The sequence below is a fragment of the Geomonas anaerohicana genome (assembly GCF_016458305.1).
Lineage (GTDB): Bacteria > Desulfobacterota > Desulfuromonadia > Geobacterales > Geobacteraceae > Geomonas > Geomonas anaerohicana.
The window spans coordinates 1-15,430 of record NZ_JAEMHL010000023.1 but is presented as its reverse complement, the minus strand read 5'-3'; the positions used below and the strand labels follow the sequence as shown (position 1 = coordinate 15,430).

11 protein-coding genes are annotated in these 15,430 nt (G+C 61.8%); 4 read left to right on the top strand and 7 right to left on the bottom strand.

Going from position 1 to position 15,430, the window contains the following annotated elements; all coding sequences use genetic code 11:
* Positions 1 to 92: 92 nt before the first annotated feature.
* The 3 genes from JFN91_RS21230 to JFN91_RS21220 all read right to left on the bottom strand — a co-directional run bounded on the left by JFN91_RS21230 (position 93) and on the right by JFN91_RS21220 (position 5,048).
* Positions 93 to 3,746 carry a fibronectin type III domain-containing protein gene (locus tag JFN91_RS21230; protein ID WP_199391143.1) on the bottom strand — a complete coding sequence of 1,218 codons (3,654 nt, stop codon included), beginning with the start codon at positions 3,744 to 3,746 and terminating at the stop codon, positions 93 to 95.
* A 212-nt stretch (positions 3,747 to 3,958) separates the two neighbouring features.
* Positions 3,959 to 4,420 carry a hypothetical protein gene (locus JFN91_RS21225; protein WP_199391142.1) on the bottom strand — a complete coding sequence of 154 codons (462 nt, stop codon included), beginning with the start codon at positions 4,418 to 4,420 and terminating at the stop codon, positions 3,959 to 3,961.
* 196 nt (positions 4,421 to 4,616) lie between these two features.
* Complete coding sequence (locus JFN91_RS21220; protein WP_183345939.1) at positions 4,617 to 5,048, bottom strand: GSU0071 family protein; 432 nt, start codon at positions 5,046 to 5,048, stop codon at positions 4,617 to 4,619.
* 477 nt (positions 5,049 to 5,525) lie between these two features.
* Here JFN91_RS21220 and JFN91_RS21215 point away from each other — a divergent pair, with 477 nt between their 5' ends.
* Positions 5,526 to 5,810, top strand: coding sequence for a hypothetical protein (locus JFN91_RS21215; protein WP_199391141.1), 285 nt, complete (start codon positions 5,526 to 5,528; stop codon positions 5,808 to 5,810).
* A 170-nt stretch (positions 5,811 to 5,980) separates the two neighbouring features.
* Here JFN91_RS21215 and JFN91_RS21210 read toward each other — a convergent pair whose 3' ends face one another.
* Both JFN91_RS21210 and JFN91_RS21205 read right to left on the bottom strand, forming a co-directional pair.
* Entirely contained in the window at positions 5,981 to 7,027 is a 1,047-nt protein-coding gene (locus JFN91_RS21210) for an acyl-CoA thioesterase (protein ID WP_199391140.1), read from the bottom strand.
* A 347-nt stretch (positions 7,028 to 7,374) separates the two neighbouring features.
* A complete protein-coding gene (locus JFN91_RS21205; RefSeq protein WP_199391139.1) occupies positions 7,375 to 9,153 on the bottom strand; it encodes an ABC transporter ATP-binding protein in 1,779 nt (592 codons plus the stop codon).
* A gap of 158 nt (positions 9,154 to 9,311) precedes the next feature.
* On the opposite strand from JFN91_RS21205, the gene JFN91_RS21200 reads away from it, so the two are divergent.
* The gene (locus JFN91_RS21200) at positions 9,312 to 10,706 is read left to right on the top strand and encodes a beta-galactosidase (protein ID WP_328747843.1); all 1,395 of its coding nucleotides are present in this window, start codon (positions 9,312 to 9,314) and stop codon (positions 10,704 to 10,706) included.
* Positions 10,707 to 11,065: 359 nt separating this feature from the next.
* Positions 11,066 to 12,022, top strand: coding sequence for a GGDEF domain-containing protein (locus JFN91_RS21195; RefSeq protein ID WP_199391138.1), 957 nt, complete (start codon positions 11,066 to 11,068; stop codon positions 12,020 to 12,022).
* Between the two features lie 320 nt (positions 12,023 to 12,342).
* On the opposite strand, the gene JFN91_RS21190 is transcribed toward JFN91_RS21195, so the two are convergent.
* On the bottom strand, positions 12,343 to 13,239 hold the full coding sequence (locus tag JFN91_RS21190; protein ID WP_199391137.1) for an OmpA family protein: 897 nt from the start codon (positions 13,237 to 13,239) through the stop codon (positions 12,343 to 12,345).
* A gap of 281 nt (positions 13,240 to 13,520) precedes the next feature.
* Between JFN91_RS21190 and JFN91_RS21185 the strand changes: the two genes are divergently transcribed.
* Positions 13,521 to 13,706 (top strand): hypothetical protein, encoded by a 186-nt coding sequence (locus JFN91_RS21185; RefSeq protein WP_199391136.1) that lies wholly within the window; start codon positions 13,521 to 13,523, stop codon positions 13,704 to 13,706.
* 352 nt (positions 13,707 to 14,058) lie between these two features.
* Here the strand turns inward: JFN91_RS21185 and JFN91_RS21180 are convergent, their stop codons facing one another.
* Positions 14,059 to 15,240, bottom strand: coding sequence for an MFS transporter (locus JFN91_RS21180; protein WP_199391135.1), 1,182 nt, complete (start codon positions 15,238 to 15,240; stop codon positions 14,059 to 14,061).
* Between the last annotated feature and the right edge of the window lie 190 nt (positions 15,241 to 15,430).

Sequence of the window (15,430 nt, the reverse complement as noted above, 5' to 3'; positions counted from 1 at the left end):
GGAGCGATAAAAGAGGGGCCAGGCGAAACGCCTGGCCCCTCTTTTGTTGCGGCAGGTACTCCCCGGCTAGCACCCGGGGCACGGCGTTCCCGTTACAGGAAACCCGCGTACTTGCACCCGGTCAAAAAGCTCTTCCAGGCGCTGTCCTTGTAGCCGGTTGCCACGGCCTTGACCCGGTAATAGTAGGTGTAGGTCGGGCCGGCATTGGGGACGGTGACCACCGTGGCGGTGTCGGCCCCGGTGTAGGCGTCGCGCAGGCCGGCGGTGAAGGTGCTGTTGGTCGCCTCCTGCACCACGTAGCTCACCCCCGGGACCGCCGCAGCGCTCCAGCTCAGGCTGATGGTGCCGTCGGTGTAGGTTGCCGGCACGGTCAGGGTAGCCGGCGTGGGGATGATGGTTCCCGGCGCGCGGCACGGGGCCAGGGCGGTCTTCCAGGCGCTGTCCGCGTACTCGGGGTGCACCGCCTTGACCCGGTAGTAGAAGATGGCGGGGAGAGTCTTGGTAATGGCCTTGGTGAGCCCGGCCACCGGGTAATCGACCACGTTCTGGGTGAAGCCGGCGTCGGTCGCCTCCTCCAGGATGTAGGTCACCCCCTTGGTGGCCGAAGCCCCCCAGGAAACGGTGTAGCTGCCATCGGCATCGGTGGCGGGCACGGTGATGGTGAGCGGGGCCGCTGCCGGGACACCCGCGCCGATCACCTTGCAGCCGGTGGCGAGGCTCTTCCAGGCGCTATCCTTGTAGCCACCTTCGATGGCTTTGACGCGGTAGAAGTAGGTTACCCCCACGCTTTTCCCGGTGATGGCGGCGCTGGTATCGCTGCCGCGGTATGCCTCCTGGGCCCCGGTGAAGGTGGCGTTGGTCGCCTCCTGCAGGATGTAGGTGACGCCGGGGACGGCGGAAGCACCCCAGGAAACGGTGTAGTTGCCGTCGGCATCGACGGCGGGGACGACCAGTCCGGTCAGGGTGGCCAGGATGGTACCGGGGACGGCGCAGCCGGCGGCAGCGGTCTTCCAGGTGCTGTCGACGTACTCGGGGTGCACCGTCTTGACGCGGTAGAAGTAGGTGGTGCCGAGGCTCTTGCCGGAGATGGCCTTGGTGAGGCCGCTCACCGGATAATCGATCACATTCTGGGTGAAGGCGGCGTCGGTGGCCTCCTCCAGGAGGTAGGTCACCCCCTTGGTGGCGGAAGCACCCCAGGAAACGGTGTAGGCCCCGTCAGCGTCGCCCAGCGGCACGGTAAGGGTCAACGGCGCAGCAGCGGGCACGTCGGGACCGATCACCTTGCACCCGGTCGTGGAGCTCTTCCAGAGGCCGTCCTTGTAGCCCCCCTCGACGGTCTTGACGCGGTAGAAGTAGGTGGTGCCGATGCTGTGACCGGAGAGGGTAGCACTGGTATCGCCGCCGCTGTAGACCACCTGCGCATCGGTAAAGGTGGCGTTGGTCGCCTCCTGCAGCACGTAGGTGACGCCGGGGACGGCCGAAGCGCCCCAGGAGACCGTGTAGCTGCCGTCCGCGTCGACCGGCGGCACAGTGAGGGTGGTCAGCGTCGGCAGCGCGGTGCCCGGTACGGCGCAACCGGCCGCTGCGGTTTTCCAGGCACTGTCGACGTATTCGGAGTTGCCCGCCTTGACACGGTAGAAGTAGGTGGTGCCAAGGCTCTTGCCGGTGAACGCCTTGCTGAGGCCGGTCACGACATAGTCGGTGACGTTCTGAGTGAAGTCCGCGTCGGTCGCCTCCTCCAGGAGGTAGCTTACCCCCTTGGTGGTCGAGGCGGTCCAGGAAACGATGTAGGAGCCATCCGGATCGGCCGCCGGGACGGTGAGGCCGGCCGGCGCCACGGCTGCGACATCCGGACCGATCACGGTGCACCCGGTCGTGGAGCTCTTCCAGAGGCCGTCCTTGTAGCCCCCTTCCACGGTTTTGACGCGGTAGTAGTAGGTGGTGCCGACGGCACGGCCGGAGATCAGGGCCGAGGTCTCGCTGCCGCTGTAGACATCCTGGACCCCGGCGGTGAAGGTGGCGTTGGTCGCCTCCTGCAGCACGTAGGTGACACCAGGGGTGGCCGAGGCGCTCCAGGATACGGTGAAGTCGCCGTCCGCGTCGACCAGCGGCACGGTGATGCCGGTCAGGGTCGGCAGGGCGGTGCCGGGAACGGCGCAACCCGCAGCGGCCGTCTTCCAGTCGCTGTCAGCGTACCCCGATGCGGTAGCCTTGACGCGGTAGAAGAAGGTGGTACCGAGGTTCTTCCCGCTGATCACCTGGCTGACGCCGGTGGTGCTGTAGCTCTGCACGTTCTGGGTAAACTCGGCGTCGGTGGCTTCCTCGAGGAGGTAGGTCACCCCTTTCGTGGTCGAGGCGCCCCAGGAAACGGTGTAGCTGCCGTCGGCATCGGCCACGGGGACGGTGATGGTAGGCGGCTGGACGCAGGTGACGCTCGGCCCCTTGGTCGCGAAGATCTGGAACACGTCGTAGTCAGTCCCGTCCGCGGTGGCCTCCTTATAGATACCGCCCCCCACCAGGAACGTGCCGTCGGCGCTCAGCCACAAGTCGGTCCCCCCGCCGTCCATGGAAAGGGTCATGTGTCCCGAGGGAGAGATGGTGTAGGTGCAGGGCACCGGGCCGGCGTTGTCGGCTTGGTAGGTGACTCCGCTTCCCGAGGTGATGTTCGCTTCCAAGGCGGCGCCGGTATAGGACATGCTGCAACCGCCGTTGGCGTCGATGACGAGGGAGCCGCTGTTGACAAAGACGCCGTCGGTTACGCCGCCGTTATAGGCCCAGAAAGCGCTTTCCTGGTAGACGAAGTTGTATCTTCCCGCCATGGAGGCATTTGTCGGGTCTCCCCCTGCCTTGACGGCGACCAACTGGTCTGCGAAATAATCTACACCGCCGGAGACGGTCTCCTGGGTGGGGGACCCGGCGATGAGCACGTTGCCATCGGGGCTCAGGTCGAATTCCTTTCCCCCGTCCCCAAAGGAGAGTTGGACATGACCGCTGCTTGAAACCGTATAGGTGCAGGAAGCCGGCCCCGCGCTGTCGTTGGACTCGCTGACGCTGTTGCCGTTGCCGGTCAGATCGACATGGTAAGCATTGCCGGCATAGCTCAGGCTGCAGCCACCATTGCCGTCAAAAATCGCGGTGCCTGAATAGTTGTGGATGTTGTCGTTAACAAAGTAGGAAGTGCCCGGTAGAGTGTTCTGCCAGAAGCCGAACTCCTGGTTCACAAAATTGAAGATACCGGAGAGCGAGGCGTTGTTCATGCCGCTGCCCTTCCTGACCGCGATAACCTGGTTGCCCCAGTAGTCGGTGCCACCGCTCTGTATTTCCTTGGCGGAAAAGCCTGCAATGATCACGTTGCCGTTTTGGCTGACCTGAAAGTTGCTGGAGCTGCTGTCGGGAAACCTGATGGTCATGGTCCCAGCCGGTGAGACGGTATAGGTGCAGGGCGCGTCAGTGGTGGGGTCAACCCAGGTGGAGACGGTGCTCCCCCCCACTCGCGTTTCAAAACCATGGTCCTGGAAGCTCAGGGAGCAGGCCCCGGCGCCGTTGAATGATATGGTGCCGTTGTTGCCATGAAAGTTGTCCAGGATCCCGCCCCCCGTGGGGGTATAGAACCCGGCCGTTTGTTCCACGAAATTGTAGCTGCCGTTCACCGTGGCGACCGACATGGCCCAGGCCGACGGCGCGGCCAGAGTTGTCGTCACAGCGAGCAGCAGTGCTGCGATGACTTTTCCCATTCTCCTTTTCACAAACACTCCTCCCTTGACATGATAGATGCACCACATACAAAAAATAAAATAGCGTTTACGCTATCATGAGAATTCGGCAAAAACCAGAAAAAAAGCCGTTGTAAGCGCTTTTTTTGCCATAAAAAGGCTTTTTTGCCGCAATTAAGACACGAAAAAAGGCCGGGGCAAAGCTCCGGCCTTCATTGAATTCTTTTTTTGTGGACTATCGTCCCCTATTTGTTATGTCCCTTGCCATGCCCTTTGCCTTTTCCCTTCCCCGGGCCGGCATCTTCCTGTCCGCCGTGCCCCATCGGCTGTCCGGTCAGGCGCAGGTCCCCCCTCTTGAGCGCATGGAACTCGGGAGAGCCCGGCTTGATGCCCAGTTCCTTGGCGATGGCGCCCCACCCTTTCTTCTTGTTGGGCTGGTAGACCTGGTAAACCTGGTCCACCGGTTTGCCGGAGAACTGCCCCAGTTGGAACAGCATGAAGGCGTCGGCCGGTTCCGGCACCGATTGCAGCACCATCTGGACCTTGGCGGTCGGCACCCCGAACTGGGCGCTCACCTTGGCGGAGAACCCGGTCATGTCGGCGCGGGCCTGGACGTTCAGGCTGGAGAGGAACGAATCCAGACTGGCAAACGCAGTCATGGGCACAACAAGAACGAGCAGCAGAGACAATAAGATCAGGCGCTTCATGCTTCCTACCTCCATCAATGGAATGATATGCCGCAGCATCAGGCAGGAAACACTATACCCAACCTTGAAATCATTTGCCACGGAGAACATCTGAGAAAATCAGGGAGAAGCAAAAGATTCAAGGGGTACCCCAAAAGCCTGTCTCGGTTTCAGGTTTTCTCGGAAGTCCTCAGATTGTCTCCGTGGCCAATGGTTTTTATTGAAGCGTTTCCCGCTGCAGGAACTCGGCGAATTCGGTGAAGACCGCCTCGCGTACCGAGTGCTGCTGCCAGTTCCTGATCAGCTGCCGTACGCACTGCAGCACGCCGATCAGTCCCGCCGAGGTCCCCCCTGCTATGAGGGCGCTGGTTTCACCGGAAAAGACCATGACCAGGCTGGATACCAGGAGCACGAGGCTGGTCAGCAACAGCGGCAGTTCGACGTGCTTGAAGGGAGAGCGAAACATGTGGTGCACCGATGAGTACACCGAAGCGTGTGCCTTGACCAGCTTCAGGTAGCGCTCCAGTTCGGCGCCGTTGCAGCGCGACACGGCGCGCAGGTAGAAACGGCGGCAGGCTTCCCTGCTGCTGGTAGCCATGCGGTCGCCATAGTAGTGTTCCAGTTCGACGTCGATCGTATAAGTGTCCATCTCAGCCCTCGATTCTGCTTCCGTCAGGTAAAGCAGTGATAAAGTGGTGTGTCCGTGAAATAGCATGATGTATACCAATGCAGCGGGCACACCCGAAATGTGCGGCATCACGTGCGGCGGCGTTGTCACCGCCGGGTCGCAATGCTAAAAAATGTCGCAAGATGCGCAACTTTAGCACAACTACGTGTTCCAATACCTCTTAAGTTTTCCACAGGAGTTTTCCCTAACGGGACACGTCCCCTCTCGGAATACCAGGTCGACGCCCGGCCATTTCGCGCCGGCGCAAACTCCGCCTTGCAAAGTTGCGAAATCCCCGCTCCGTCCCCCGGTTTCCCGGCTCCCACCCCCTTCCCCCGCCGGCCCACACCCGTTTTGTCATTGACAACCACCAGCAGACAATGTTACTGAAAGTAACATTCAATTTCCAAAGAGGGCGACATGTCTCGAAGCTGCTCAAGGGTTCCACCAGGGGGCTGTATGTGCATAGCGGTTGTGGGTAATGAAAGGACGGTAGGGTGGGACTGGATGACGGCGGCCGCGCGGGCGGGGTTCGACCTTCGCATGGTACATCCCGCGCTGGTCACCACCCTGGAAGATATGGAAGGCATCGACGCCCTGGTAATCGGCTCGGAAGGAGTATCCGGCGAGGTGCAGGAGCGGGCCGTGCAGATCGCGTCAGCCCGTGGCATCCCCTCGATGTGCGCCAACTGCCCAGCCGCGCCCTTCTGCCACGGCAAACCGTTGGCCACGGAGGAAATCTGAGGAAATCCGAGAAAACAAAGACGGAACAACCGAGGGGACTGGCTCCACAGGTGCCTGTCCCCTTTCTCCAGCCACGTTCGACGCACTCTCCGTCACGCCCGGGTAGAACGTAAAACGTAAAACGTAAAACGTAAAACCTAGAACGTAGAACGTAGAACGTTGAACGTCCTTTAAATAAGGTGGATGTGCTCGGAAAGCGTCTTGAAGCTCCGTTCCGCCTCCAGGTATCTCGCGTCCTCGGCGTAGGTAGTGGGATAGACCGCCGGCACCGGACGGTGCACCAGGTCCCGGTCCACGTTGACGAAGGTGAAGAGGCACGAGTTGGAAAGCGCCTTGCTGGTACGGTCGCGGCTGATGCGCTCGATGTTGGCCTCGATGCAGACGTAGCTGCCGCAGGTAAACACCACGCGGCTGGTGTAGTGCAGTTTGTCACCCATGCGCACCGGGTGGAAGAAGTTGATCCGGTTCACCGCCGCCATGACCGACCGGTCCGGCGCCACCAGTTCCGAGCAGATCGAGGACAGTTCGTAGGCCTTGCGTACCAGGTAGCCGCCGAAGATCTTCTGCGGCACATTCTCGAACTCGGGATACATCCTCTCCCACGAATCAGTCACCAGACGCCCCGCCAAGAGCCCCTGGAAATCCGGCTCGTCCTGTGCCTTGTGCAGTGCGGCCAGCATCCGGTATTCCTCCGGGCTCGGCGGTCCTGACATGAGCGCCTGCTGCTGCCGGTATTCCTCCCGGCGCGCCACCGCCTTCCTCGCCCGAGCCTGTTCCCGCTCCGTCGCGTACTCCAGTGGCGGCAGGGCCACGCTCACCGCCCCCTCCCCCATCCCCGACCGCGCCACCATGGTGAAGTAGCAGGAAGCGACATGGTTCGTGGGCTCCCCCGGCTGCTCCACGCGGATCCCGATCACCAGCGACGATCTCCCCACCTGGTTGATGCGCGCCTCGCAGACCATGTCCCGGGTCACGTCCGCCACGTGGCGCACGATGATGTTGTCGATGGCCGCCGTCACCACTCTCGCGTCCGGGTAGAACCGGTTCACGTAGCGCAGAGCCGTCTCCTCCGCCACCTTGTCCAGGATCTCCAGGAGCAGTCCGAAGCGCAGGTTGCCCAAAAGGTCCTCGTCCATCACCATGAAGCGGCGCCGCAGCGCCAGGTCGGTGGACAGGGACAGGGTATGCAGGAACGAAGTTTCCGCCGGCGTCGTCATAATGAAGCTCCTTAGCCTCGTGCGTTAACAATCTCCCTTAGTTGTACCACCGTCTGCAAAGCCTGAAAAGCGGACCCCAGAGAACACCGAGGAAAAGCCAAGGCGGACACAGAGTACCTCAAAACTCAAAGAGCTGTGTCTTAACGCCTTTGCGCCTTTGCGTTATGCCGGTCACGTCTTGTCTCTGTTTTTTAGGTGGTGAGGGTTGAAACAAAAAGCCCGAGGTTTCCCCGAGCCTTTTGCCGTTCTTTGCGCCCTTGCGGCTTTGCGTTAGACATCAGCCTTTGAGTTTTCTCTGTGTCCTGGTTTGTCTTTCTTTGCGCCTTTGCGGCTTTGCGTGAGCCAGTTTATGCCGGCAGCAACCCCCGCGACTGGCACCGGACCAGCGAAGCGTAGTAGCCGTCCTGCTCCATGAGCGACTCGTGGCTGTCCGACTCGATGATCTGGCCGTCCTTAAGCACCAGTATCTTATGGGCGCCAACCACGGTAGAGAGCCGGTGCGCGATGATGAAGCTGGTGCGTCCCTGCACCAGCCGGTCCAGCGCCTCCTGCACCAGCACTTCCGACTCCGCGTCCAGGGCCGAGGTCGCCTCGTCCAGGATCAACAGTGAAGGGTTCTTCAACAGGGCACGCGCGATACTGATGCGCTGGCGCTCCCCGACCGAGATGCGGCCCCCCCGCTCCCCCACGACGAAGTCGTACCCTCCCGGCAGGTTGCCGATGAAGCCGTGGGCGTTGGCGGCCCGGGCTGCGTCCTCGATCTCGGCGTCAGTGGCGTCGGGCCTGCCGTAGGCGATGTTGTTGCGAATGCTGTCGTTGAACACCAGCGCGTCCTGCAGCACCACCCCGATCTGCCGCCGCAGCGAGCGCTGCTGCAGTTCCCTCAGGTCGTTGCCGTCCAGCTTGATGCAGCCGGTGGTCGGGTCGTAGAAGCGCTGCAGCAGCGAGATCAGCGTGGTCTTCCCCGAGCCGCTGGGACCGACGATGGCGATGGTCTGCCCCGGCTGCACGTGCAGGTCGATGCCGTTTAAGACCCGCCGCTCCTCGTTGTAGCCGAAGCTCACCTGCGAGAAGACCACCTCCCCCTTGACCTCGTGCAGCGGCAACGCGTGCGGGGCGTCGCGCAGCCGGTCCTCGGCGTCCAGGATGGAGAAAACGATGTCGAAGGAGATGCCCGCCTTCCGGAGGGTCTGGTAGACGCCGGTCAGGCTGTTCACCGGCCCGAAGATCCCCCCCTGGTAGCCCAGAAACGCCATCAGGGTCCCCACCGTGGTCTCACCGCGCTGAATCAGGTAGATGGCAAAGCCGATCGAGGCCGACTTGGCCAGCATCACCACCAGGTTCTGCGCCGCGCCGATCCAGGTGTCGGTCAACACCCCCTTCCTGACGATGCCGTGCGCCTGCGCCACGTCCCCCATGAAGCGCCTGCGCTCCGCTTCCTCCATGGCGAAACTCTTCACCGTGACGATGCCGGAGAGCACCTCGTTGAACCTGGAGAAGATGACGCCCCAGCGGTAGAGGAGCGAACTCTCCCGGGCGGTCTGCTCATGGGAGGCGGCGACCCCGATCATGGCCGGCAGCGGGGCGAAGAACACCACCAGCAGGGAGAGACGCCAGTCGAGACGGAACATGACCACCACCGAGATGGTGAGGTAAATGAGCCCGGGGAGGATGTTGAAGGCGAGGTCGGAGATCCCGGTCACGAACCCGTTGATGCCGTGGTTCAGCCTGGTCATCAGCCCTCCCACCGTCTCTTCGCGGTGGTAGGAAAGCGGCAGGGAGTGGAGCCTGGCCGTGGTCTCGTCGAGGAGCTTGTAGTTCACCGACAGCCGCACCTTCCAGCTGAGCCAGTTGCTGAACCCGTTCAGCGCCTCCTTGACCAGTGCGGCGGCCACGATGGCGCCCACCACCATGAGCAGGCGGGCGAGGCCGGTGTTGCTCCCCAGGCGGTCGAAGACCAGCTTGTAGATCAGCGGCTCCAGCGCGCCGAGTGCGGCCACCAGCAGCATGAGTACCAGGATTATGGAAATGGTTCTACGGTGCGGTGCGATGAAGGAAAGGGCGCGCCGTGCCTGCTGGACCTTCCTGCCGTCCATGCCGGCCAACGCGGCTAAAGATGAAAGCATCGTTACCTCGTGTGGATGGAAGTGCTTGCTTCTAAACACAAAGGTAGAGAGATCGTGCCAAAAAGGAAGTGACAGCTGTCACATAAAAGCCGCCTCTTTAATGGACAGGCGGCCGACTTTGTTATAATCCTCCAATCTCCCCGCCCAAGGAGGTTCCCGTGAACAGACTGCCCCGGTTCCTGCTCCCGCTGGTACTGCTGGCCCTGTCGATTATCGTTCCCGCTCCCGACGCTCCGGCACAGCAGCCGCGCGGCCCCGCTCCGGGCTCGCCTGCCTTCCGTGGCCCGAGCCCTGCTTCCGCCATCACCAAGCGCATCTCTTTCGCCATTTTGCAGGACTATCCCAAAGGGGAAAGCCTGAAAGAGGTGGCCGGCGACTTCCAGATCATGAAGGAGCTGGGAGTAACAACCTGGCGCGGCAGTTTCAGCTGGATCGATTACGAACCGCAGCGGGGACGCTTCGACTACGCCTGGCTGCACCGCTTCCTGGACCTCGCGGCCAAAGAGGGGATCATGCTCCAGCCCTACCTCGCCTACACGCCGGAGTGGGCGGCGCGCGGCGGGGGCACGGACCGGGTTGATTGGAACGATCCCCCCCGGCACATCGAGGACTGGCGGCGTTTCGTGTCGAGGACCGTGACCGAGCTGAAGCCGTACCGGAACATCGAATCCTACGAGGTATACAACGAGGAGAACGTGAAGCAGTGGTGGGACGGCACAGCCGCGGACTACAACCAGGTGCTGCGGGTCGCCTCGGAAGTGATACGGAAGGCGGCCCCCCTGAAGCTGGTCATAATGGGAGGCATGGTCTGGCCCGACGTCGCCTGGGTGCGGCAGGCATGCGCCACCTACGGCAACGCCGCCAGGTTCGACGTCATCCCCATCCACGCCTACCCCGAGACCTGGACCCCGCAGTCGGTCACGGTGGAGAACTACCTGGACCAGGGGCGCCCCGGCTTCTTTCGCCGGGAGTTCCTTCCGGTGGTTGACCAGGCCTGTTCGGGAAAACCGATCTGGCTGAACGAGGTCGGCTACGCCACCCCGCCCGGCAAGAGCGAACCGGACCAGGCCAACTGGTGGGCCAGGGCCTTCGCCACCTTCCTGGCCGATCCGCGGGTGGAGCACCTGGGTATCTACCAGATCCGGGACCGCAAGCCGCAGGCCAAGGTGATCGGCGAGAGCGAGAACTACTACCTGGGGCTGCTCAAGGCCGACCGGAAGAAAAAGCTCGCCTTCCACACCGTCAAGCGCCTGCTCGCCCTGCTCAACGCAGGTAGCCTCACCGTCGCCGACAACCAGCTTGCCGTCGAGGTCACGGAAGGAAAGAAGGGAGAGCTCTATCAGCACCTGTTCGTGCGCCCCGATGGGCGGCAGGTGCTCTTTGTGTGGGACAAGAAAGAAAGCCCGACCCTGCGCATCAGGACGCGTCCCGGCGCCACGGTCACCGAATACTCGCTGGACGGCACTCCCATGCCCTTCACCTCCTTCGATGGCCGTGTGCTGAGCCAGGTCCGGCTCACCCCCGGCATGGTGCGCATCTTCGAGATCCGTTAAAGGCGGAACACAGAGGACACGGAGGAAAAGCCAAGGCGGACACGGTGTAAAAACAATCGTTGGGTTTACCTCCAAAGGTGTTTTCTCTGTGTCCTCAGTGGTCCTCCGTGTCCTCTGTGTTTGTGCTTTCGATTGTTCCCGAGTTGATCGAGCCTTTGTCGTTCTTTGCGCCTTTGCGGCTTTGCGTTACATACCAGCCTTTGAGTTTTGTTCTCTGTGCCCTCTGTGGATCTCCGTGTCCTCTGTGTTTAGCTTTTGGCGTGTTCTCAGCGTTGATGCTTGTTTTTTGTGTTGTACAATCAATGGGAGAGGGCCGCAGTCACTGAAGGGACCTGTGACAGTAACGCCGGAGGTTGTGCATGTCGAAGATGTTGCAGGTTGTGGATGAACTCCCTCTGGACAGGGTCCAGCTCTTCCGTGATGTCTCACAGGAGTCACTCCAGGGCATCATCGACAGCTGCGACTTCCGGGATCTCCCTTCCGGCCAGATCCTGCTGCGGCCGGAGAACATCAACCACGAGCTCTTCATCCTGCTCTCGGGTCGGCTGAGCGTGCACCTGGAGGACCTCGATTCCGACCCGGTGGCCATCCTGGAGCCGGGCGAGGTGGCCGGCGAGCTCTCGGTGCTGGACGGCAAGCCCACCTCGGCCTACGTGGTAGCGGATGAGCCCTGCCGGGTCATGGTGATGCCGCGGGAACTGGTCTGGAGTCTTGCCACCGTGTCCCACGCCGCCGCCTGCAACCTCCTCACCATCCTGTCGGGAAGAGTGCGCAAGGCCGACCGCACCATCACTGACCAGATGTTGCGGGAGCGTTCCTTTCACTGTTACGGCACCGTCGACGCCCTCACCGGGATGCACAACCGTTACTGGTTGAACGACATGCTGGGGCGGATGGTCACCCGCAGCATACGCAGCGGGACGCCCTTGGCGGTGATGATGATCGACATCGACAACTTCAAGGAATTCGACGACAGCTACGGACACCTGTGCGGCGATCGGGCCATCCACGCCGTCGCGCAGACCATCCTCGGCCACCTGAGGCCTACCGTGCTCACCGCGCGTTACGGCGGTGACGAGTTCTTCGTCGCCATTCCCGGCGTCGTGGTGGGGCAGGCCTTAGAGATAGCCGAGAGGCTGCGCGAGGCCATCGCCGGGACAGAGATCCCGAGCTCCCCCGCCCCGCTGCCGCCCGTCACCGTATCCATCGGCGTCGCCGGAGTCAATCGCGGTCAAGGTGTCGACGACGTCATCGCCGCCGCCGACGCTGCCCTCTACCGCGCCAAGGCCCTTGGCCGCAACAGCGTCTCGCAGTAACCCCAAACCTTTTTTTAACGCAAAGACGCGGAGGCGCGGAGTCGCAGAGGAAACCCGAACGTTCTTTTGCCGGGTTTGCCGTTCCCCGTTCTATTCTTTGTCTTTGCGACCTTGCGCCTTGGCGTCTTTGCGTTAAGTTTAAGCCTCAACCCGGACGTCGCGGTTGTTTTGATGGTCTTCAGATTTCTTTGCGCCTTTGCGTCTTTGCGTTAAATACAAAGGTTTTGTGCCTAAAACAAAAAGGCCCCGAGTAATTCTCAGGGCCTTTCGTTTTTCTCTGCGCCTTTGCGGCTCCGCGTCTTTGCGTTAAGCCTCTGCCGTTATTCTTTCGCCACCAGCACAATCTCGATCCTGCGGTTCTTTGCCCGCCCCTCCTCGGTGTCGTTGGACGCTACCGGCTTGAACTCGCCGTAGGCGACCGCACCCAAGAGGGCCGGATCGAGCCCCTGCTGCTGCAGATAGCGGGTCACGTTGATGGCGCGGGCGGCGGAGAGTTCCCAGTTGGTGGGGTAGCGCTTGGCCAGTTGTCCGACGATCTGTACGTTGTCGGTATGCCCCTCGATGCGGACCGCCTTGTCCTTCACGGTCTTCAGGATGTCCACCACCTTCTGCAGCACCACCAGCCCCTCAGGCTTCACCTCGGCCTTGCCGGAATCGAAGAGCACCGAGTCCACCATGTTCACGGTGAGCTTACCCTTCAGCTCCGAGATGGTCACCTGTCCCTTGGCGATCTCCCCCTTCATCTGCTCCAGGAGGTCGCCGTAGGTCTTGCTGGTCTTTTGGACTTCCTCCTTCTGCTTTTGCAGGCGGGCCACCTCGTCCTTGAGCCGCTTGTTCTCCGCCTCCAGGTCCGCCGACTTCTGGGTCAGGTCTCCCACCTTCGCGTTGAGGTCGCCCACCTTCTGGCTCAACTCGCCGATCTTCTGGTTCTTGGCATCCGAGGTCGACTTGAGCGTCTCCTCCAGCCCCTTCTTGTCCGCCGTGAGCGCGTTCTTCTCGCCGGTCATGGCGGCCAGTTCCGTGGTCAGTTTCTTGATGTCGTTTTTGAGCTGGTCGTTCTCGCCCAAGAGGATGTTGTACTGTCCCCGCTGCTCCTGGAGGCTCTTCTCCAGGTTCTGGGCCTCGAGCTCCTTCTTCTGGTAGGTACCGCTCGTAACGCACCCCGACAGGGCGAAGCACACCAGCACCGAGAGACAAAATAGCAGATTCCGCTTCATACTGTTCCTCCTTCAATGGGATTCCATGTAGACAGTGAGTAATTATGGCTCGGAAAGTCGATCTTTCAATAAAAATCCTTCTGTGCCTGTCAGAGGCAAGCGCAGTGAGTGTTGCGGTTTCTTTTCCTTTTACCAGATGTGTAGGAGCCCCAGGCAAATTCTTCCACGAAGCGCTGCACGAGCCCCCTGTCCCCCACTTTGCGAAGGGGGGACAGGGGGGATTTTGAAGCTTTCCTCTCAGTCATGATATACTTATGCAAGAGAGAAAGGAGGTGTCGGCTATGAGAGAGATGAAGACGCCGATGACGCCGAGGATGAAAGTCATGATGGAGCGGGAGCGGAGCGGCAAGAAGGCCCTGGTGCCGCCCAAGCACGAGATGATGATGCGGCGTGAGCCCAACCACAACGTCCACGTCATCACCCACCATGGCAAGATCCACTCCGGTCGCAAAGGACGCACCATGTAATGTCCTCCCGCCACAGGCTCCGCAGTCAATCATGAAGCTGGCCCCCTCCCGGAGCCAGCTTTTTTCATGCCCGAACGGTTCCCCCCCCTTGCTGGAGTTGATCTCGTTGATCTCGTTCCCAAGGTCCTCCTTGGGAACGCAAAGCCTCTCCGAAGCTCCAGCTTCCCTCGGATGCAAAGCTGGAGCTTTGCGCCATATGGGGTTCCCAAGCTGGAGCTCGGGAACCAGGAAAAATGTCGGATGCTGCCTGGAAAAACCGCTGCCGGTGCCCCAACGTCCCCCCCCTTTGCTCACGATGCGGGTGCCCCGGCGTCCCACCCTTGAGAAAGGCGGGACAGGGGGGATTTGCCTTTCAGTTCTCCCGCGGCGCGTGCCTCAGGAAGAGCACGGCAAGAATCGGCAGCGTCCCCAAGAACGCGTAGAACAGCAGGTAGAAGCTCTGCCCCACTCCCCCCTGGTCGGCGAGTTTCCCCACCAGCGGCCCGGTCACCACGAAGAGGAGCCGGAAGGAGACCGACTGCAGCGAAAGCGTCGCGGCACGGTTGGCGCTGGCGGATTCGCGCTGGGTGTGGGCCAGCATCATGGGCCCGCGCAGCCCGCGCATGCAGGTCAAGAGGTAGTAGAAGAGAAAACCCCAGATCCCGCCGGCGAGCCCGAGGCCCAGGTAACCGACCACCACCAGGAGCAAAAAGAGCAGGACCATGCCCCGGTCCCCCAGGCGCGCATGCATGCGATGGCTGGCGAGCGCGCACAGCGCCACGGTGAGGTTGGCGCCGGCCCAGACCGGTCCGAACCAGGCCAGCGGCACTCCGGCGTGCTGCATGTAGGGCTGGATCAGCCAGACCGGGTAGAAGGACGCCACGCCGAGCACCGTGTTGAGCAGGATGGTGTAGCGCAGGTGGCGGTTGTCCAGGAATGCGTAGCGGGCGGTGGCGAGGGCCTCGGCGAGGTGGGAGCGGGCCGGCGCGTGGACCCGCGGTGACTCCACCAGTTGCCTGGTTACCAGGAGGCCGGCGCCCCACACCGCCACCTGGAGGATGAAGGGGAGTCTGGGCTGGAAGGCGTAGATCACGCCGGCCAGGACCGCGCCGGTCGCCTCGCCCGCCTGTGCGAAGCCGTGCATGCGCCCCTGGTGGCGTGCGTAAGCCTGCTCCTCCCCCTGGGCACGCAGCGTCTCGAAGAGGAGCGCACTGTCCGAGCCGCTGATGAAGGAAAGTGACATCCCCAGGGTGATCTCGGCCAGGAGCACCGTCGCGAACGAGTCGGCCCAGATGTAGATGCCCCAGCCGATGATGCCGAGGATCGACGCGATGTTGAGGGCGCAGCGGTAGCCGAGCCGGTCGCTCACGTACCCCGCCGGGTAGTCGAGTGCGAGCGTCGCCACCGAGAAGATGCTCTGCAGGAGCAGGATCTGGGTCAGTGACAGACCGGCGTGGTCCTTCCAGAAGAGCGTGATGATCGCCATGGGGAACAGCATCATCTGCAGGAAGGAGAAGAGGTACAGCTTGCGGATGTTATCGGAGAGCTTGCCCATGACAGCATCCGTACCCGCTCAAGAAGATTTTTGCAAGAGTAAAGGCAAAGGCCTATTCTATTAACGCAAAGACGCCAAGGCGCGAAGGCGCAAAGAACTGCTAAAAGCATTCGAACAGGGATAAAGGGGATAAAAGGGATACATCGAAACCTGTAACGTAAAGGCTCAAGACGCAAGACTATGGGGGGGT